27 protein-coding genes and 1 pseudogene are annotated in these 18,334 nt (G+C 66.6%); 26 read left to right on the top strand and 2 right to left on the bottom strand.

Annotated elements, in window-relative coordinates; translation table 11 throughout:
* From BUB57_RS11925 to BUB57_RS11815, 23 genes and pseudogenes are all read left to right on the top strand, one after another.
* A partial coding sequence (locus BUB57_RS11925) for an EF-Tu C-terminal domain-related protein (protein WP_456319941.1) occupies positions 1-246 on the top strand: 246 nt, incomplete at its 5' end.
* Between the two features lie 550 nt (positions 247-796).
* Positions 797-1,105 carry a 30S ribosomal protein S10 gene (gene rpsJ, locus BUB57_RS11920; protein ID WP_073067250.1) on the top strand — a complete coding sequence of 103 codons (309 nt, stop codon included), beginning with the start codon at positions 797-799 and terminating at the stop codon, positions 1,103-1,105.
* A gap of 7 nt (positions 1,106-1,112) precedes the next feature.
* Positions 1,113-1,973, top strand: a complete 861-nt coding sequence (gene rplC, locus BUB57_RS11915; protein ID WP_073067302.1) for a 50S ribosomal protein L3 — start codon at positions 1,113-1,115, stop codon at positions 1,971-1,973.
* The gene (gene rplD / locus BUB57_RS11910; protein WP_073067248.1) at positions 1,970-2,599 is read left to right on the top strand and encodes a 50S ribosomal protein L4; all 630 of its coding nucleotides are present in this window, start codon (positions 1,970-1,972) and stop codon (positions 2,597-2,599) included. Before rplC ends, rplD begins: the two co-directional genes overlap by 4 nt.
* A 1-nt stretch (position 2,600) precedes the next feature.
* Positions 2,601-2,900, top strand: a complete 300-nt coding sequence (locus BUB57_RS11905) for a 50S ribosomal protein L23 (RefSeq protein ID WP_073067246.1) — start codon at positions 2,601-2,603, stop codon at positions 2,898-2,900.
* 86 nt (positions 2,901-2,986) lie between these two features.
* On the top strand, positions 2,987-3,826 hold the full coding sequence (gene rplB, locus BUB57_RS11900) for a 50S ribosomal protein L2 (protein ID WP_073067244.1): 840 nt from the start codon (positions 2,987-2,989) through the stop codon (positions 3,824-3,826).
* Between the two features lie 3 nt (positions 3,827-3,829).
* Entirely contained in the window at positions 3,830-4,108 is a 279-nt protein-coding gene (gene rpsS, locus BUB57_RS11895) for a 30S ribosomal protein S19 (RefSeq protein WP_073067242.1), read from the top strand.
* A gap of 6 nt (positions 4,109-4,114) precedes the next feature.
* A pseudogene (gene rplV / locus BUB57_RS11890) lies at positions 4,115-4,492 on the top strand (50S ribosomal protein L22); the annotation flags it as partial.
* A gap of 80 nt (positions 4,493-4,572) precedes the next feature.
* The gene (rpsC, locus tag BUB57_RS11885) at positions 4,573-5,289 is read left to right on the top strand and encodes a 30S ribosomal protein S3 (RefSeq protein ID WP_073067240.1); all 717 of its coding nucleotides are present in this window, start codon (positions 4,573-4,575) and stop codon (positions 5,287-5,289) included.
* Between the two features lie 13 nt (positions 5,290-5,302).
* Positions 5,303-5,716, top strand: a complete 414-nt coding sequence (gene rplP / locus BUB57_RS11880) for a 50S ribosomal protein L16 (RefSeq protein ID WP_073067238.1) — start codon at positions 5,303-5,305, stop codon at positions 5,714-5,716.
* Between the two features lie 717 nt (positions 5,717-6,433).
* Complete coding sequence (rpmC, locus tag BUB57_RS11875; protein WP_073067236.1) at positions 6,434-6,640, top strand: 50S ribosomal protein L29; 207 nt, start codon at positions 6,434-6,436, stop codon at positions 6,638-6,640.
* Between the two features lie 12 nt (positions 6,641-6,652).
* Positions 6,653-6,910 (top strand): 30S ribosomal protein S17, encoded by a 258-nt coding sequence (rpsQ, locus tag BUB57_RS11870; protein ID WP_073067234.1) that lies wholly within the window; start codon positions 6,653-6,655, stop codon positions 6,908-6,910.
* Between the two features lie 93 nt (positions 6,911-7,003).
* On the top strand, positions 7,004-7,372 hold the full coding sequence (gene rplN, locus BUB57_RS11865; protein ID WP_073067232.1) for a 50S ribosomal protein L14: 369 nt from the start codon (positions 7,004-7,006) through the stop codon (positions 7,370-7,372).
* Positions 7,372-7,677: a 50S ribosomal protein L24 gene (rplX, locus tag BUB57_RS11860; RefSeq protein WP_073067230.1), complete on the top strand. Its 306-nt coding sequence runs from the start codon at positions 7,372-7,374 to the stop codon at positions 7,675-7,677. The genes rplN and rplX overlap by 1 nt, the downstream gene beginning before the upstream one ends.
* A complete protein-coding gene (gene rplE / locus BUB57_RS11855) occupies positions 7,677-8,237 on the top strand; it encodes a 50S ribosomal protein L5 (protein ID WP_073067228.1) in 561 nt (186 codons plus the stop codon). The genes rplX and rplE overlap by 1 nt, the downstream gene beginning before the upstream one ends.
* 19 nt (positions 8,238-8,256) lie before the next feature.
* A complete protein-coding gene (gene rpsN / locus BUB57_RS11850; RefSeq protein ID WP_073067226.1) occupies positions 8,257-8,562 on the top strand; it encodes a 30S ribosomal protein S14 in 306 nt (101 codons plus the stop codon).
* A 13-nt stretch (positions 8,563-8,575) separates the two neighbouring features.
* Positions 8,576-8,974, top strand: coding sequence for a 30S ribosomal protein S8 (gene rpsH, locus BUB57_RS11845; RefSeq protein WP_143159713.1), 399 nt, complete (start codon positions 8,576-8,578; stop codon positions 8,972-8,974).
* 10 nt (positions 8,975-8,984) lie between these two features.
* Entirely contained in the window at positions 8,985-9,518 is a 534-nt protein-coding gene (rplF, locus tag BUB57_RS11840; RefSeq protein WP_073067223.1) for a 50S ribosomal protein L6, read from the top strand.
* Between the two features lie 11 nt (positions 9,519-9,529).
* Positions 9,530-9,889 carry a 50S ribosomal protein L18 gene (rplR, locus tag BUB57_RS11835; protein WP_073067221.1) on the top strand — a complete coding sequence of 120 codons (360 nt, stop codon included), beginning with the start codon at positions 9,530-9,532 and terminating at the stop codon, positions 9,887-9,889.
* 124 nt (positions 9,890-10,013) lie between these two features.
* Entirely contained in the window at positions 10,014-10,592 is a 579-nt protein-coding gene (gene rpsE / locus BUB57_RS11830; protein WP_073067219.1) for a 30S ribosomal protein S5, read from the top strand.
* Positions 10,593-10,594: 2 nt separating this feature from the next.
* Entirely contained in the window at positions 10,595-10,780 is a 186-nt protein-coding gene (gene rpmD / locus BUB57_RS11825; RefSeq protein ID WP_073067217.1) for a 50S ribosomal protein L30, read from the top strand.
* Positions 10,781-10,900: 120 nt separating this feature from the next.
* Positions 10,901-11,431, top strand: a complete 531-nt coding sequence (locus BUB57_RS11820) for a hypothetical protein (RefSeq protein ID WP_073067216.1) — start codon at positions 10,901-10,903, stop codon at positions 11,429-11,431.
* A gap of 263 nt (positions 11,432-11,694) precedes the next feature.
* Positions 11,695-11,982: an I78 family peptidase inhibitor gene (locus BUB57_RS11815; protein ID WP_073067214.1), complete on the top strand. Its 288-nt coding sequence runs from the start codon at positions 11,695-11,697 to the stop codon at positions 11,980-11,982.
* Between the two features lie 81 nt (positions 11,983-12,063).
* On the opposite strand, the gene BUB57_RS11810 is transcribed toward BUB57_RS11815, so the two are convergent.
* On the bottom strand, positions 12,064-12,720 hold the full coding sequence (locus tag BUB57_RS11810) for a peroxiredoxin (RefSeq protein WP_073067212.1): 657 nt from the start codon (positions 12,718-12,720) through the stop codon (positions 12,064-12,066).
* A 190-nt stretch (positions 12,721-12,910) separates the two neighbouring features.
* On the opposite strand from BUB57_RS11810, the gene BUB57_RS11805 reads away from it, so the two are divergent.
* On the top strand, positions 12,911-14,353 hold the full coding sequence (locus tag BUB57_RS11805; RefSeq protein WP_200796451.1) for an aldehyde dehydrogenase family protein: 1,443 nt from the start codon (positions 12,911-12,913) through the stop codon (positions 14,351-14,353).
* 544 nt (positions 14,354-14,897) lie between these two features.
* Here the strand turns inward: BUB57_RS11805 and BUB57_RS11800 are convergent.
* The gene (locus tag BUB57_RS11800) at positions 14,898-16,553 is read right to left on the bottom strand and encodes a long-chain fatty acid--CoA ligase (RefSeq protein WP_073067208.1); all 1,656 of its coding nucleotides are present in this window, start codon (positions 16,551-16,553) and stop codon (positions 14,898-14,900) included.
* Positions 16,554-16,772: 219 nt separating this feature from the next.
* Here BUB57_RS11800 and BUB57_RS11795 point away from each other — a divergent pair, with 219 nt between their 5' ends.
* Together BUB57_RS11795 and rplO are read left to right on the top strand one after the other, a co-directional pair.
* A complete protein-coding gene (locus BUB57_RS11795; RefSeq protein WP_073067207.1) occupies positions 16,773-17,591 on the top strand; it encodes a CoA transferase in 819 nt (272 codons plus the stop codon).
* A gap of 162 nt (positions 17,592-17,753) precedes the next feature.
* Positions 17,754-18,242: a 50S ribosomal protein L15 gene (rplO, locus tag BUB57_RS11790; RefSeq protein WP_073067204.1), complete on the top strand. Its 489-nt coding sequence runs from the start codon at positions 17,754-17,756 to the stop codon at positions 18,240-18,242.
* Positions 18,243-18,334 lie beyond the last annotated feature (92 nt).

Below are 18,334 nucleotides of genomic sequence, written 5' to 3'. Positions count from 1 at the left end.
AAGGAAGAGGGCGGCCGCCACACCCCGTTCTTCGCCAACTACCGGCCGCAGTTCTACTTCCGCACCACCGACGTGACCGGGACGGTGAAGCTGCCCGAGGGCACCGAAATGGTGATGCCGGGCGACAACCTGAAGTTCGAGGTCGAGCTGATCGCCCCGATCGCGATGGAAGAAAAACTGCGCTTCGCCATCCGCGAAGGCGGCCGCACCGTCGGCGCCGGCGTGGTGTCGAAGATCATCGAGTGATCCGAGGGGCGCCCCACGCGCCCCGACGATATCGCGACACAGGCCCGCCCCCGAAACGGGGCGGGCTTTTTCTTGCATCCGCGTCTGAGCCGCGGTTACCCCCATCACTGCATCACTGCATCACTGCATCACTGCATCACTGCATCACTGCATCACCCTCTCACCCCACCGTCCCACCGACGTACCACCGCACCCGCACCGCGGCCCGGCCGCTGACCACCGCGCTCCGACCCGCCGATCCACGCCGGGGCGCGCGCCAGACCCGGCACGGCCCTGCCTTTCATCTTGCCCAAATATCCCGGGGTGCGGGGGCTGGCCCCCGTTGCGGGCGTGCCTCCGGGAACCGCCCGCGACCCTTGACTTGCGTCCCGCCAACCGCCATAAGCCGCCATCGCCGCCGGTTCCGCCCACACGCACTCGAATCGGTTGCATCTGCGCAGGCCGCCCGCTATGGGGGCGGCCTTGCAGTTTTTCTGTTTAGGGTCCGACGCTGGCTTCGCGTGGTGCGCTGTCAGCCTCTCGACTGAAATCCCCATCCGAGGGATGCTTGATGCAAAGCCAGACCATCCGTATCCGGCTCAAGGCGTTCGACTATCGCGTGCTCGATTCCAGCACCGCCGAGATCGTCAACACCGCCAAGCGGACCGGCGCGCAGGTGCGCGGCCCGATCCCGCTGCCGAACAAGATCGAAAAGTTCACCGTCCTGCGCGGCCCGCATATCGACAAGAAGTCGCGCGACCAGTGGGAGATTCGCACCCACAAGCGGCTGCTGGACATCGTGGACCCCACGCCCCAGACCGTTGACGCCCTGATGAAGCTCGACCTCGCCGCCGGCGTGGATGTCGAGATCAAGGTGTAAGGGGGCCATCATGCGGACTGGTGTTATCGCCAAGAAACTGGGCATGACCCGGCTGTTCCTCGAGGACGGCCGCCAGGTGCCCGTGACCGTGCTGCAGCTGGACAACCTTCAGGTCGTCGCGCAGCGCACCAACGAAACCGACGGCTATGTCGCGCTGCAGCTGGGCGCCGGCGACGCGAAGCCCAAGAACGTCAGCGCGCCGATGCGCGGCCATTTCGCGAAAGCGAACGTGGCGCCCAAGCGCAAGATCGTCGAGTTCCGCGTGTCGGAAGAGAACCTGGTGGATGTGGGCGAGGAAATCATCGCCGCGCATTACTTTGCGGGTCAATTCGTCGACATCGCCGGCACCTCGATCGGCAAGGGCTTTGCCGGTGCGATGAAGCGGCACAACTTCGGCGGCCTGCGCGCCTCGCACGGCGTGTCGATCAGCCACCGCTCGCACGGTTCGACCGGCCAGTGCCAGGACCCCGGCAAGGTGTTCAAGGGCAAGAAGATGGCCGGCCACATGGGCGCGGCGCGGGTCACCACCCAGAACCTGCAGGTCGTGCGTACCGACGCCGACCGCGGGCTGATCATGGTCAAGGGTTCGGTCCCCGGTTCCAAGGGCGGCTGGGTCACGATCAAGGACGCCGTGAAGAAGCCGGTCGCGGAAAGCACCATCTTCCCCGCCGCGCTGCGTTCGGCCGAGCGTGAGGCCAAGCGCCTGGCCGAGGAAGCCGCCGCCCAGGCTGCTGCCGAGGAAGAAGCCGCGCGTCTGGCCGCGGCCGAGGCCGAAGCTGCCGCCCAGGAGGCTGCGCTGGCCGAGGCCCAGGCGTCGACCGCCGCCGAGGGCGAGGCCGCTGCCTCTGAGGGAGACGAGAGCAAATGAAACTCGACGTGATTTCGCTTTCCTCGGGCAAGGCCGGGGACATCGAGCTGTCCGACGACATCTTCGGGCTGGAGCCGCGCGCGGACATCCTGCACCGGGTGGTGCGCTGGCAGCGCGCCAAGGCACAGGCCGGCACCCATTCGGTGCTGACCAAGTCCGAAGTCAGCTACTCGACCAAGAAGATCTATCGCCAGAAGGGCACCGGCGGCGCTCGCCACGGGTCGCGCAAGGCCTCGATCTTCCGCAAGGGTGGCGTCTATGCCGGCCCGACGCCGCGCAGCCACGCGTTCGACCTGCCGAAAAAGGTCCGGGCGCTGGGGCTGAAGCACGCGCTGTCGGCCAAGGCCGCCCGCGGCAAGCTGGTGATCGTGGACAGCCTGGACCTGGCCGAAGCCAAGACCGCGGCCGTCGCTAAGGCGGTCAAGGAACAGGGCTGGAAGCGCGTCCTGGTCATCGACGGCACCGATGTGAACGAGAATTTCGCCCGCGCCGCCCGCAACCTGCAAGGCGTGGACGTCCTGCCCTCGATGGGCGCCAACGTCTACGACATCCTGCGCCGCGACACGCTGGTGATCACGCGCGCGGGCGTCGAGGCCCTCGAAGCCCGTCTGGGCAAAGGTGCATGAGATGAGCGCGAAACCCGAACACTACGACGTGATCGTCAAGCCGGTCATCACCGAAAAGGCGACCATGGCCGGGGAACTGGCCAATGCGGTGACCTTTGAAGTGGCGAAATCGGCCAGCAAGCCGCAGATCAAGGACGCGGTCGAGGCGCTGTTCAACGTCAAGGTCAAGGCGGTCAACACCGTCGTGACCAAGGGCAAGACCAAGCGTTTCCGCGGCCGCCCCGGCGTGCGCAGCGACGTCAAGAAAGCCTATGTGATGCTCGAGGCTGGCAACAGCATCGACGTGAACACCGGGCTGTGATTGCAGATGCGGCCCCCGGTTCGTCCGGGGGCCGCAGTTCGGACTGAAACGGACCTTTGGTCCAAGGCAAACGGAAGACAGGAACCATGGCACTCAAGTCGTACAAGCCGACGACGCCTGGCCAGCGAGGGCTGGTGCTGATCGACCGTTCGGAGCTTTGGAAAGGCCGCCCCGTCAAGATGCTGACCGTCGGGTTGAGCAAGTCGGGTGGCCGGAACAATACCGGGCGGATCACCATGTGGCACAAGGGCGGCGGCGCCAAGCGGCTCTACCGCATCGTCGATTTCCGCCGCAACAAGCTGGACGTCCCGGCGACGGTCGAGCGGATCGAATACGATCCCAACCGCACCGCCTTCATCGCGCTGCTGCGCTATGACGACGGCGAGCAGGCCTATATCATCGCGCCGCAGCGTCTGGCCGTGGGCGACAAGGTCGTCGCCTCGCAAAAGGCCGACATCAAGCCGGGCAACGCGATGCCGTTCTCGGGGATGCCGATCGGCACCATCGTCCACAACGTCGAGCTGAAGCCCGGCAAGGGCGGCCAGCTGGCGCGCTCGGCCGGCACCTATGCGCAGTTCGTGGGCCGCGACGGCGGCTATGCGCAGATCCGCCTGTCCTCGGGCGAGCTGCGTCTGGTGCGCCAGGAATGCATGGCGACCATCGGCGCGGTGTCGAACCCCGACCACTCGAACCAGAACTTCGGCAAGGCCGGCCGGATGCGGCACCTGGGCGTGCGCCCGACCGTCCGCGGCGTCGCGATGAACCCGATCGACCACCCGCATGGCGGTGGTGAGGGCCGGACCTCGGGCGGCCGCCACCCGGTCACCCCGTGGGGCAAGCCCACCAAGGGCAAGCGCACCCGTTCCAACAAGTCGACCGACAAGTACATCCTGCGGTCGCGCCACGCCAAGAAGAAGGGGCGCTGATCCATGGCACGTTCAGTTTGGAAAGGCCCGTTCGTCGACGCCTATGTGCTGCGCAAGGCCGAGAAGGCGCGCGAATCGGGGCGTTCGGACGTCATCAAGATCTGGTCGCGTCGTTCGACCATCCTGCCGCAGTTCGTCGGCCTGACCTTTGGCGTCTACAACGGGCACAAGCATATCCCGGTCAACGTGACCGAGGAAATGATCGGCCAGAAGTTCGGTGAATACTCGCCGACGCGGACCTATTACGGTCACGCGGCCGACAAGAAAGCGAAAAGGAAGTAAACCGTCATGGGTAAGGAACAGAATCCGCGCCGCGTGGCGGATAACGAGGCGATGGCCAAGACCCGCATGCTGCGCACCTCGCCGCAGAAGCTGAATCTGGTCGCCGCCATGATCCGCGGCAAGAAGGTGGAAAAGGCGCTCGCCGACCTGACCTTCTCGAAGCGCCGCATTGCGGGCGACGTCAAGAAATGCCTGCAGTCGGCGATCGCCAACGCCGAGAACAACCACAACCTGGACGTCGACCAGCTGGTCGTCGCCGAGGCGTGGGTCGGCAAGAACATGGTGATGAAGCGGGGCCGTCCGCGCGCCCGCGGCCGGTTCGGCAAAATCCTGAAGCCGTTCTCGGAAATCACCATCAAGGTGCGCGAGATCGACGCCGAGGCCGAGGCTGCCAAGAAGGCCGCCAAGTCGCACAAGCGCGACGCCGCCACCAATCAAGCCGCCGCTGCCGAGGAGCTCGCGTAATGGGTCAGAAGGTCAACCCCATCGGGATGCGCCTGCAGGTCAACCGCACCTGGGACAGCCGCTGGTTCGCCGACAGCAAGGACTATGGCAACCTGCTGCTCGAGGATCTCAAGATCCGCGAGTTCATCCACAAGGATGCCAAGCAGGCCGGCGTCAGCCGCGTCATCATCGAGCGTCCGCACAAGAAGTGCCGCGTGACGATCCATGCCGCCCGCCCGGGCGTCATCATCGGCCGCAAGGGCGCCGACATCGAGACGCTGCGCAAGAAGCTGGCGAACTTCACCGATTCGGAACTGCACCTGAACATCGTCGAGGTCCGCAAGCCGGAGCTGGACGCGCAGCTGGTGGCCGAATCGATCGCCCAGCAGCTTGAGCGCCGGGTGTCGTTCCGCCGCGCCATGAAGCGCGCGGTGCAGAACGCCATGCGCATGGGCGCGCTGGGGATCCGGGTGAACGTCGGCGGCCGCCTGGGCGGTGCCGAGATCGCGCGGACCGAATGGTATCGCGAAGGCCGGGTGCCGCTGCACACGCTGCGGGCCGACATCGACTATGCGCTGTCGGAAGCCTCGACCCCCTACGGGATCATCGGCGTCAAGGTCTGGATCTTCAAAGGCGAGATCATGGAGCACGACCCGCAGGCCCACGACCGCAAGGCCGCCGAGGCGCAGGAAGGCCCGTCCCCCCGCGGCCCGCGCCGCGACCGCGACGCGCGCTGAGGAGTAAACAGGAATGCTGCAACCGAAACGGACCAAGTTCCGCAAACAGCACAAGGGCCGGATCCACGGCGAGGCGAAGGGCGGGTTCAACCTGAACTTCGGCTCTTACGGTCTCAAGGCGACCGAACCCGAGCGCGTCACCGCCCGCCAGATCGAAGCGGCCCGCCGCGCGATCACCCGGCACATGAAGCGTCAGGGCCGGGTCTGGATCCGGATCTTCCCGGACGTGCCGGTGTCGGGCAAGCCGACCGAAGTGCGGATGGGTAAGGGCAAGGGCTCGGTCGACTTCTGGGCCGCCCGCGTCCATCCCGGCCGCATCATGTTCGAGATCGACGGCGTCGACGACGAGATCGCCCGCGAGGCGCTGCGCCTTGGCGCGATGAAGCTGCCGGTGCTGACCCGCATCGTGCATCGCGAAGACTGGTAAGGGTGGTGCGTGCAACGCACGCACCCTACGGAATAAGGAAAGCCCCGCCGGCCTGGCGGGGCTTTTTTCTCATTTTCGCAGATCGGCGATAGGCGTCCACTCCTTGGCTCCGGGCGCCCTTGAATGCCAGTAAACCCAGCCGTTGAGGGAGGGAGTCTTGCCGTCGCGGGTTCTTGCTACCGCGCGAGCGGCATCGGAAGGGCTGAACGATATATTACCCTCGACATGCCACGCGCCGTCCCTGATGCGCCCGGAATGAGACACTCCATTATATTCCATTCGCAGTTCAGTCCCGTCAGGGAGTTCCACCCCCTTAGCCCGCCACGGTTTTCCTAGCGCCACCTCCGATCCCGCATCCGCGGCAGCGGACTTGCCTAAATTGAGTAACCTTCGCAGCACTGCGTTGGGCGTCTCGTCAAAGCTTAGCCGCTCCACCTCAATTCGTTTGTGAACATCAAAGTCAATTTCTATGGTTCTTGTTGACATGGCAGGTCCCACCCTCATTGCACTTCGTCTTCTGGTTTCATTGGTGATAGTATCAATAGTGGAAATAGTAGCTCTTGTCAATAGAAAAGTTGCTCTCTGCTGGCGCGCGCTTATTCCACTTGCCAGCCGGGGAAATCCCGCGTATGGGCAGGCCTTCATCTCGAACTCCACCGGGAATCAGGGTGGCCCAGGGTGCTGGGGCCCTCCGGTGATGTTGAAAGGAAAAGGCGCATGAAAGCGCAGGAACTGAGAGACAAGACCCCCGAGCAGCTGCGCGAGCAGCTGGTCGCGCTGAAGAAGGAAGCGTTCAACCTGCGCTTCCAGCAGGCCACCGGCCAGCTCGAATCGACCGCGCGCATGCGCTCGGTCCGCAAGGACGTGGCCCGTGTGCTGACCGTCATGAACCAGAAAGCGGCCGATGCCGCGGCGTCGCAGTAAGGAGCCGGACCCATGCCCAAACGCATCCTGCAAGGCAAGGTGACCAGCGACAAGAACGCCCAGACCGTCACGGTTCTGGTCGAGCGCCGCTTCAAGCATCCGCTGCTGAACAAGATCGTCCGCTCGACCAAGAAATACCGGGCGCATGACGCGGAAAACCATTTCAAGGTCGGCGACACCGTCCGCATCATCGAATGCGCGCCGATTTCCAAGACCAAGCGCTGGACCGTCCTGACCGACGACAGCGCGTCTCAGGCCGTCGAGGCCTGAACGCCAACCGCGGCGGGCCATCCGGTCCGTCCGTGACATATCGAAACCCTGGGGCCGGGCCTGCAACCGGTCCCCATAGGTCGGGAGCAAACCATGATCCAGATGCAGACCAATCTGGATGTCGCTGACAACTCCGGCGCTCGCCGGGTGCAGTGCATCAAGGTTCTCGGCGGCTCGCACCGCCGCTACGCCTCCGTCGGCGACATCATCGTGGTGTCGGTGAAAGAGGCGATTCCGCGCGGCCGCGTGAAGAAGGGCGACGTCCGCAAGGCCGTCGTCGTGCGCACCGCCAAGGAAGTGAAGCGCGAGGACGGAACCTCGATCCGCTTCGATTCGAACGCCGCAGTGATCCTGAACAACCAGGGCGAGCCGGTCGGGACCCGTATCTTCGGGCCGGTCGTGCGCGAGCTGCGCGCCAAGAACTTCATGAAGATCATCTCGCTGGCGCCGGAGGTGCTGTGATGGCTGCGAAGCTGAAAAAGGGCGATACCGTCGTCGTGCTGACCGGCAAGGACAAGGGCAAGCAGGGGCGGATCCTGCAGGTCATGCCCAAGGACGACAAGGCGATCGTGGATGGCGTGAACGTCGCGCTGCGCCACACCCGCCAGTCGCAGACCAGCCAGGGCGGCCGCATCCCCAAGAACATGCCGATCCACCTGTCGAATCTGGCGCTGCTGGACAAGAACGGCAAACCGACCCGCGTCGGCTTCCGCATGGAAGGCGACCAGAAGGTCCGTTTCGCCAAGACCACCGGAGACGTGATCTGATGCTGGACGCCGCGAAATACACCCCGCGCCTCAAGGCGGAATATCGTGACCGCATCCGGGCCGCGCTCAAGGAAGAGTTCGGCTACAAGAACGACATGATGATCCCGCGTCTGGACAAGATCGTCCTGAACATGGGCATTGGCGAAGCGGTCAAGGACACGAAAAAGGTCCGCCAGGGCGCCGAAGAGCTGTCGCTGATCGCCGGCCAGAAGGCCGTGATCACCAAGGCCAAGAAATCCGTCGCCGGCTTCCGCCTGCGCGAGGAGATGCCCCTTGGTGCCAAGGTCACGCTGCGTGGCGACCGGATGTACGAATTCCTGGACCGCCTGATCAACATCGCGCTGCCCCGCGTCCGCGACTTCCGCGGCGTCAAGGGCACGTCGTTCGACGGCCGCGGCAACTATGCCATGGGTCTCAAGGAACAGATCGTGTTCCCCGAGATCGAATTCGACAAGGTCGACGAGGTGCTGGGGATGGACATCATCATCTGCACCACCGCCGCGACCGACGCCGAGGCAAAGGCGCTGCTGAAGCAGTTCAACATGCCGTTCAACAGCTGATCGCGCGAGGAAGAACGATATGGCAAAGAAATCCATGATCGAACGTCAGAAGAAGCGCGAGCGTCTGGTGGCCCAGTATGCCGCCAAGCGCGCTGCTCTGAACGAAGTCATCAACGACCAGTCGAAGCCGATGGAAGAGCGCTTCAAGGCCACGCTGAAGCTGGCCGAGCTGCCGCGCAACTCGTCGCCGACCCGGCTGAACAACCGCTGCGAACTGACCGGCCGTCCGCGGGCGTATTATCGCAAGCTGAAACTGTCGCGGATCATGCTGCGCGAGCTGGGCTCGTTCGGCCAGATCCCCGGCCTGGTGAAATCGAGCTGGTAAGGGGGCAGGAAAGATGTCGATGAACGATCCGCTCGGCGATATGCTGACCCGCATCCGCAACGCTCAGCTGCGCGGGAAATCCACCGTCCGCACCCCGGCGAGCAAGCTGCGCGCCTGGGTCCTGGACGTGCTGAAGGCCGAGGGCTACATCCGCGGCTATGAAGAGGTGAAGACCGAGGCCGGTCACACCGAACTGGAAATCAGCCTCAAGTATTTCGAGGGCGCCCCGGTGATCCGCGAACTGGCCCGGGTGTCCAAACCCGGCCGCCGCGTTTACGCCGGCGCGAAAGAGCTGCCGCAGGTCCGCAACGGGCTGGGCGTCTCGATCGTGTCGACGCCCCGCGGGGTGATGTCGGATGCAGCGGCTCGCAGCGCCAATGTTGGCGGCGAAGTCCTCTGCACGGTGTTCTAAGGAGGGCAGGATGTCTCGGATTGGTAAAAGACCGGTCGAACTGCCCCAGGGCGTGACGGCCGAAATCAAGGGCCAGACCATTTCGGTCAAGGGCCCCAAGGGCACGCGCAGCTTCACCGCGACCGACGACGTGGATCTGGTGCTGGAAAACGGCGCCGTCAGCGTCAAGCCGCGCGGTCTGTCCAAGCGCGCCCGCCAGCAATGGGGGATGTCGCGGTCGATGGTCGCGAATCTCGTCACCGGGGTCAGCCAGGGCTTCAAGAAAGAGCTGGAGATCCAGGGCGTCGGCTACCGTGCGGCGATGCAGGGCAAGACCCTCAAGCTGTCGGTCGGCTATACGCATGACGTGAACTTCGAGGCGCCCGAGGGCGTGACCGTCAACGCGCCCAAGCAGACCGAGATCGTGGTCGAAGGCATCGACCAGCAGGTCGTCGGCCAGGTCGCGGCGAACATCCGCGAGTGGCGCAAGCCCGAGCCCTACAAGGGCAAGGGCATCCGCTACAAGGGCGAGCAGGTCTTCCGCAAGGAAGGCAAGAAGAAGTAAGGATCACGCAGATGGCACTGAACAAGAGAGAACTGTTCCAGAAGCGCCGTATGCGCGTTCGGAACAAGCTGCACGCGATGTCCGACGGCCGTCCGCGGCTGTCCGTCCACCGCTCGTCCAAGAACATCAGCGTCCAGCTGATCGACGACGCGCAAGGCGTGACGCTGGCCTCGGCCTCGACCCTGGAAAAGGATCTGGGTCTGGTCGGCAAGAACAACGTCGAGGCCGCCGCCAAGATCGGCGCCGCCATCGCGGAACGGGCCAAGGCCAAGGGCGTCGATACGGTCGTGTTCGACCGGGGCGGCTTCCTGTTCCACGGCAAGATCAAGGCGCTGGCCGACGCGGCCCGCGAAGGCGGGCTGAAGTTCTGATCGGTTGCGGGCGGCGCGTCGTGCAAGCGGCGAGCCGCCCCGATGATCCGGGGGCCGTCCCAGCGGCGTCCCACCAGGATCGGTATTGACGGCGCGCAGCGCGCCACAGGATAGGGAATGCCGCATGGCAGAACGTGACAACCGCCGGGGCCGCCGCGAAGAGCGCGAGGAAACCCCGGAATTCGCCGACCGCCTGGTCGCGATCAACCGCGTGTCGAAAACCGTCAAGGGCGGCAAGCGCTTCGGCTTTGCGGCGCTCGTCGTCGTGGGCGACCAGCGCGGCCGCGTCGGCTTCGGCAAGGGCAAGGCGAAAGAAGTGCCCGAGGCGATCCGCAAGGCGACCGAACAGGCCAAGCGCGGCCTGATCCGCGTGCCGCTGCGCGACGGCCGCACCCTGCATCACGACATCGAGGGCCGCCACGGCGCCGGCCGCGTGGTGATGCGCACCGCCGTTCCGGGGACCGGGATCATCGCCGGCGGCCCGATGCGCGCCGTGTTCGAGATGCTGGGCGTGCAGGACGTGGTGGCCAAGTCGCTGGGGTCGCAGAACCCCTACAACATGATCCGCGCCACCATCGACGGGCTCAAGGCCGAGGCCTCGCCCCGCTCGGTGGCCAGCCGCCGCGGCAAGAAGGTCGCCGACATCCTGCCGCAGCACGACAAACCCGCCGCGGCGCCTGCGGCCGAAACCGCGGAGGCCTGAGCATGGCAACCATCGTCGTCAAGCAGATCGGCAGCCCGATCCGCCGCCCTGCCGTCCAGCGTGCCACGCTCAAGGGCTTGGGGCTGAACAAGATGCATCGCACCCGCGAGCTTGAGGATACCCCCGCGGTCCGCGGCATGGTCAACTCGATCCCGCATCTGGTGCAGATCGTCGAAGAAAAGAAATAAGACAAGGGGGCGCTGCGGCGCCCCTTAGTTTTGCCGAGAATTTTCCTTATCCTTGAGTGGGAAAGCCCGCGGGAACGGCCTAGCAGATACTCCAGTCGTATCGAGGAGTATCCTGCGAAAATGTTCAAAGCCCTGAGTTCCTGCCTGCTGCTCGCCCTGTCGGCAGGCCACGCCCATGCCCAGGATGACGGGGCGTTTAGAAACACGTTCTACCTGGGTGCCGGAAACGCCAAGGCGGACGGCCCGTTCGGGAATGACGACACCCCGTTCTCCATCGGCTTCATGCACCAGCTGGCCGGCAGCAGGATGGTGCTGGGGTTCGATCTCGGGGCCGAGGGCACCATGCTCGATTCCACCTGGGGCCAGGACAGCCAGCCAGAGCAGGGAACTTCCTACAACCTCCTGCTTGGCGGCAACCTGCTGGACAGCGGGCGTTTCCGCGCCGATGCGGCGCTGCTGGCCGGGGTGCGAGAAGCGGCCGCGGATTGCCCGGATTCCTATCTCGGCTTCCAGTGCTATGCGGACAGCGATCCCGATACCGATTACAAGGGCAATTTCGGCGGCGTCCTGACCGTTTCGGTCGACCGCCTGACCTTGGGCCTGCGCGCCACCGGCGAAAGCACCCAGATGGTCGCCGGTTTCAGGTTCTGATCCACCCCGGGGGGCCGGATCGCGCTCGGCTCGGAGGCGTTCAGCGGCGCCCTCCACGCCGCCTTACCGGCGCTCTTTCATCTTGCCCGAGATATCCTCGGGGGGAATCGCCGCAGGCGATGGGGGCGCAGACAGCCCCCTGCCGCCACCGTGCCGCCGCCGCGCCATTTCCCCACCGGCGCAAGCCTGCCGAAAAATCCGCGCCATGGAACCAACCGCCCGCAGCCACGCTTGAAGAGGTAATGGAAACAAAGGAGTCTGCCATGCGCCTGCCTGTCATCATCGCTGCCGTCGGAGGAACTGCCGCGCTTGCCGCCTGTGCGCCGCCGCCCCAGACCACCACCGTCATCGTGCCCGACGGGGCCGAGACCTGCGTCGCTGCCGATTATCAGCAGTATGTCGGCCAGCAGTCGCCCGCGATCACCCTGCCGGCGGGGACGGTCTATCGCCACTATCGCACCGGCGATCCGGTCACCGCGGACTTCAACCCGAACCGGGTCAATTTCGAATACAACCGCTCGGGCCGGCTGGTGAACGTCACCTGCGGCTGACCGGACCCGGCGCCCGACACCGAGCGCCCAAAGAAAACGCCCCGGCAGCGGCCGGGGCGTTTCCCTTTGGTGCGGTCCGGTTCAGCGCTGCGGTTGGGCCACGAAGCGCAGATAGGGCAGCTTGCGGTCGACCTTGCCGAACTTGGCCTCGGCCTGCTCGTCGGTCAGCGACAGCGCGGCGATCACGTCCTCGCCCGGGCGCCAGTCGGCCGGGGTGGCGATCGGCACCCCGTCGGTGGCCTGCACCGCATCCAGCGCCCGCAGGATTTCCGCGAAGTTGCGACCCACCGACATCGGATAGGTCATCATCAGCCGGACCTTCTTGTCCGGGCCGATGATATAGACGGTGCGGACGGTGGCGCTGTCGTTGGCGGTGCGCCCGTCGGGCAGATAGGCCTCGGCCGGCAGCATGTCGTAAAGCTTGGCCACCTTCAGCGAGGTATCGTCGATGATGGCGAAGTTGGCCGGGCAGCCGGCGAAGGTCTCGATGTCGCGCTTCCACTTGCGATGGTCGTCGGCGCTGTCCACCGACACGCCCACCACCTTGGTGCCGCGCTTTTCCCATTCCTCGGCCAGACGGGCCACGGCGCCGAACTCGGTCGTGCAGACGGGGGTGAAGTCCTTGGGATGGCTGAAGATGATTCCGTAGCTGTCCCCCAGCCATTCGTGGAAGCTGATCTCGCCGTCGGTGGTCTCGGCAGTGAAATCGGGGGCGATATCATTGATGCGCAGGGACAATTCAGTGATCCTTGTTCTTGTGAGCCAACCTTTCCAGATAGGGCCCGCGACCCCGATTACCAGAGGTCATCGGTCGGATTGCCCGGTATGCCGGCCACATCGCCGGCTCGGCCGACCTTGCGCCGGGCCGGTTGCGGTGCGACCCTGCCCGCCGACAGAGACCCATAGCGGAGGGCAGGCGATGGCCGGGCTGGAGGACAAGCGGAAATTCTACATCGGCGGCGCATGGGTAGACCCCGCGGCGCCGCAAGATCTCGAGGTGATCGACCCCTCGACCGAGGAAGGTTTTGCGGTGATCTCGCTGGGCGGGCAGCAGGATACCGACCGCGCGGTGGCCGCGGCCAAGGCGGCATTTCCCGCCTGGTCGGCAACGCCGCCGGCCGAGCGGCTGGCCTGTGTCGAGCGCCTGCTCGAGGTCTACAAGCGCCGCAACGACGACGTGGCCCGGGCGATGACCTGCGAGATGGGCGCCCCGACCTCGATGTCCAAGGCCGACCAGGCCGGCTCGGGCTCGTATCACATCGAGACCTTCATCGAGGCTTTCCGCAAGTTCGTGTTCATCCGGCCGCTGGGCCCGCACGCCCCGACCTCGATGGTGGCGTGGGAACCGATCGGGGTGGCGGCGCTGATCACCCCCTGGAACTGGCCGATGAATCAGGTCACGCTCAAGGTGGTGGCGGCGGTGCTGGCGGGCAACACGGTGGTGCTGAAGCCATCGGAAATCGCGCCGCTGTCCTCGATGGTGTTCGCCGAGATGATGGACGAGGCGGGCTTCCCCAAGGGCGTGTTCAACCTGGTGAACGGGGACGGGGCAGGGGTGGGCACGCAGCTGTCGACCCACAAGGACGTGGACATGGTGTCCTTTACCGGCTCGACCCGCGCCGGAATCGCGATCACCAAGGCCGCCGCCGACACGCTGAAGAAGGTGGCGCTGGAACTGGGCGGCAAGGGCGCGAACCTGGTGTTTGCCGATGCCGACGACAAGGCGGTGGAACGCGGCGCCAAGCACTGTTTCTACAACAGCGGCCAGTCCTGCAACGCCCCCACGCGGATGCTGGTCGAGCGCCCGCTTTACGAACAGGCGATCGAGCGCGCCCGCGCGGTCGCCGAAAGCACCCGCGTCGGCAGCGCCCATGAAGAGGGGCGCCACATCGGCCCGGTGGTCAGCAAGCAGCAGTGGGACAAGATCCAGGACCTGATCCAGAAGGGCATCGACGAGGGCGCCCGGCTGGTCGCCGGCGGCCCCGGCCTGCCCGAGGGCGTCAACCGCGGCTATTTCGTTCGCCCCACCGTGTTCGCCGATGTCAGCAACGACATGACCATCGCGCAGCAGGAAATCTTCGGCCCCGTGCTGTCGATCATCCCCTTCGACACCGAAGAAGAGGCCGTTGCCATGGCCAACGATACCCCTTACGGGCTGACCAACTACGTGCAGACCGCGGACGGGGCGCGCCGCAACCGTCTGGCAAGGCAGCTGCAATCGGGGATGGTCGAGATGAACGGGGCCAGCCGCGGCCGCGGCTCTGCCTTCGGGGGCGTCAAGGCCTCGGGCCGGGCCCGCGAGGGCGGGGTCTGGGGGCTCGAGGAGTTCATGGACTCCAAGCAGATCTCGGGGTGGGACCCCGACGCCTGATCCCAAGTGGCGATGCGCGGCCCCCTCCGCGCATTCCGGGCGTTAGGTTCCCCGCTGGAACCCGAACGCCTGATCCAAACTGGCAATGCGCGGAACCTTCCGCGCATCCCGGGTGTCAGTTCCCCGCTGGGACCCGGCGCCTGACCCAAGGTGGCGATGCGCGGAGCCTTTCGTGCATCCCGGCTCCTTGGTTCCCGCTGAAACCGGGACGCCTGATCCAACGCGGCAATGTACTGAGCCTTCCGTGCATCCCGGACCCTTAGTTCCCCGCTGGGACACCCCACGCCTGATCCAAAAGGCAATGCGCGGAACCTTCCGCGCATCCCTACCGCTTCCCGCAGGCCTTCTACGCGCCTTCCGCGGCTTTCATCTTGCCGCAAATATCCTCCGGGCTTCCGCGCGCCTCGAATAGGAGGCGGATCAGAAAACAGCCCCCAAGGCTGTTTTCCCGCCGGATGGGCCAGTGGGCTGTTTCAGCAAGGAAGGCCGCGGCGGTGGCCGGGGGTGGAAACCCCCCGCTCCGACCACGCCGTGGGGCCGGGCCTCAGCCCTTTTCGGCCTCCAGCTCGGCCATGGCCTCGTCCCACAGCACATCGCCATACATCTCGCGCAGGCTGGCCTTGACCACCTTGCCGGTGGCGCCCAGCGGCAGGGTTTCCACGAAGATCACCCGGTCGGGCCTTTGCCAGCGCGGCACCTTGCCGTCGTAGAAGGCCAGCAGCTCTTCCTCGGTCAGGTCGCTCTGCGGGCGTTTCTGCGCGCAGATCACCGGGCGCTCGTCCCATTTCGGATGCCGCGCGGCGATGGCGGCGGCGTTGGCGACCTTGGGGTGGGCGACGGCGATGTTTTCCAGGTCGACGGTGGAAATCCACTCGCCCCCCGACTTGATGATGTCCTTGGCGCGGTCGCGGATCACCATGTAGCCGTCGGGATCGATGGTGGAAATGTCGCCGGTGTCGAACCAGCCGTCCCAGGTCAGCGCGGTTTTCTCGTGGCCGAAGTAATGGTCCACGATCCAGTGGCCGCGGATCTGCAGCTGGCCCTCGGTCACCCCGTCGTCGGGCAGCACGGTGCCGTCGGCGTCGACCACGCGCAGCTGCACGCCAAAGGGCGGGCGGCCCTGGCCGTTGCCGATCTGGTCCTGTTCGGCGTGGCTCAGCGCGGCATGTTTGGCCAGCGGTGCGTTCAGCGTGCCCAGCGGGCTGGTCTCGGTCATCCCCCAGGCGTGGATCAGCTCGACCCCGTAACGGTCGCGGAAGGCCGCGCGCATCGAGGGCGGCAGCGCCGAGCCGCCGACGATGGTGCGTTTGAGGCTGACCGGCTTTTCATCCATCCCGTCCAGCGCGTTCAGCAGCCCCAGCCAGATCGTCGGCACCCCGGCAGCGATGGTCACCGATTCGTCGATGATCAGCCGCGCCAGGCTGTCACCGTCCAGCCGCGGCCCCGGCAGCACCAGCCGCGCGCCGACGGCGGCGGCGGCATAGGGCGTGCCCCAGGCGTTGACGTGGAACATCGGCACCACCGGCATCAGCGAATCGGCCGCGCCGATCGCCAGCCCGTCGCGGTTGTTGACGCAAAGCGCGTGCAGCAGCGTCGAGCGGTGGGAATACAGCACCCCCTTGGGGTTGCCGGTGGTCCCCGAGGTATAGCACAGCGCCGAGGGTGCGGTTTCCTCGATCTCGGCCCAGGGGGCGGCGGGGTCGCCCTCGGCCAGCAGGTCCTCGTAGAACAGCAGCCCCGGCAGCTCGGCCGCCGCCGCCTCGTCGCGCGGCCCCAGCATGACCACGCCGCGCAGGGTGGTCAGCTGGTCGCGAATCGACGCGATCATCGGGACGAAGGTCCGCTCGATGAACAGCATCCGGTCGGTGGCGTGGGTGACGATATAGGCCAGCTGCTCGGGCGCCAGCCGCGGGTTCAGCGTGTGGCAGACCATGCCCATGCCCGGCACGCCGAAATACAGTTCCAGATGGCGGCGGTTGTTCCAGGCAAGCGTGCCGATCCGGTCGCCCGGCTCCATCCCGCGGCCCTGCAGCGCCGAGCCGATGCGGCGGGCGTTCTCGCCCACGCGGGCCCAGGTGCTGCGCTCGAACCCGCCCTCGGTCAGCGCCGACACGATCTCGGTCTCGGCGTGATAGTGCGCGGCGTGGTCGATCAGCGAGCCCACGGTCAGCGGCTGGTGCATCATCTTGCCCAGAAGCATGGTTTCCCTCTTCCTCTGCCTTCTGTGATAGCGGCCACATTGCGCAGGGCGGGCGGGTCGCCGCAAGGTCCCGCGCCACTGTGACGCAAGGTCCGGACCGGCCGCCTGCCCATCATGGGCAGGGTGCGGGCTTGCGGGCGGCGTGCCGGGGAATGGCGGCGCGCGGTTGAACCCGCAGCCGCGCCGTGCAAGCTGCCGGAAACCCCAGCGGAGACGACGATGCAAGACGACCTGCCCCTTTCCGGCCTGCGCGCCATCTGCATGGCGATCAACGTCCCCGGCCCGGCCGCCGCCGCGATCCTTGCCGCGCAGGGAATGGAGATCATCAAGATCGAGCCCCCCGCCGGCGACCTGACCGGCCACGCCATGCCCGGCTGGTATGCCGAGCTGAACCGCGCGGCCACGGTCGAGACGGTGGACCTGCGTTCGGAGGACGGCACGGCGCGGTTCCACGAATTGCTGCGCGGGGCGGATCTGCTGATTTCCAGCCACCGCCGCACGGCGCTGGCCCGGCTGGGGATTACCGTGCCGGAGCTGGCGGCGCTGAACCCCGCGCTGTGCTGGGTCGAGATCGTGGGCGACACCCAGGCCCCGGACGTGCCCGGCCACGACCTGACCTATCAGGCCGCCGTCGGGCTGTTGCAGGGCGAGGCGATGCCGCGCACGCTGATTGCCGATCTGGCCGGTGCCGAGGCCGCGGCCGGCGCCGCGGCGGCGCTGCTGCTGGGGCGCGAACGCGGGCGGCCGGGCCGTCACGCCGCGGTCGGGCTGCGGCAGGCGGCCGAGCGGTTCGCCGCCCCGGTGCGGCACCGTGCCACGGTGGCGGGCGGGATCCTGTCCGGGGCGCGGCCGGAATATGCGATCTATCCGCTGGCCGACGGCCATGTCGCCTGCGCCGCGTTCGAGCCGCATTTCAAGGCCCGGCTGGACGCGCTGGCCGGCGACGACCCGGCCGGGTTCTTTGCCGCGCTGACCATGGCGGAATGCCGCGCCCTGGCCGAGGCCGAGGACCTGCCGCTCGAACCCTTCGGCGCCTAGCAAGGGGCAGGGCGCGCCCGGCCGGGGGCTTGCATCGCCGGCGCGGGCGCTATAGACCCCGGCAGTCGCCGCGGCCCCGTGCCCCGGCGTCCGAGTGATTCAATGTCCGTGTGCACCCCCTTTGTCGCTGTTGGGGGTGTTTCCGGCAAGGGAGATAGCGACATGAAACTGAACGAGCTTCGCGACAACGAAGGCGCCAACCGCAAGAAAAAGCGGATCGGCCGTGGCCCGGGTTCGGGCAAGGGCAAGATGGGCGGCCGCGGTATCAAGGGCCAGACCTCGCGGTCGGGCGTGGCGCTGAACGGCTACGAAGGCGGCCAGATGCCGCTTTATCGCCGCCTGCCCAAGCGCGGCTTCTCCAAGCCGAACCGGCTGGAGTTCGCGGTGGTTAACCTGGGCCAGCTGCAGAAGATGGTCGAGGCGGGCAAGCTTGCCGCCGGCGCCGAGCTGGACGAGGATGCGCTGGTCGCGGCCGGTGCCACCAAGCACAAGCGCGACGGCATCCGCCTGCTGGCCAAGGGCGAGCTGAAGACCGCGCTGAAGCTGACGCTGGCCGGCGCTTCGGCTGCCGCTGCGGCAGCGGTCGAGGCCGCGGGCGGTTCGCTGACCCTGACCCGCCCGGTTGCGGCGGCAGAGCCTGCGGCCGAGTAAGCGGCGGAATAGCTGTTGAAGCGGCGCGCGGCGCCGCCTAGATAGCGGACAGGTTTTTCCAGCGCCGCCGAACCGGCAACGGTCGGCGGCGC

It is taken from the genome of Paracoccus solventivorans (genome assembly GCF_900142875.1).
Lineage (GTDB): Bacteria > Pseudomonadota > Alphaproteobacteria > Rhodobacterales > Rhodobacteraceae > Paracoccus > Paracoccus solventivorans.
The sequence above is the reverse complement of the archived record's forward strand: the minus strand, read 5'-3'. Positions and strand labels throughout refer to the sequence as shown.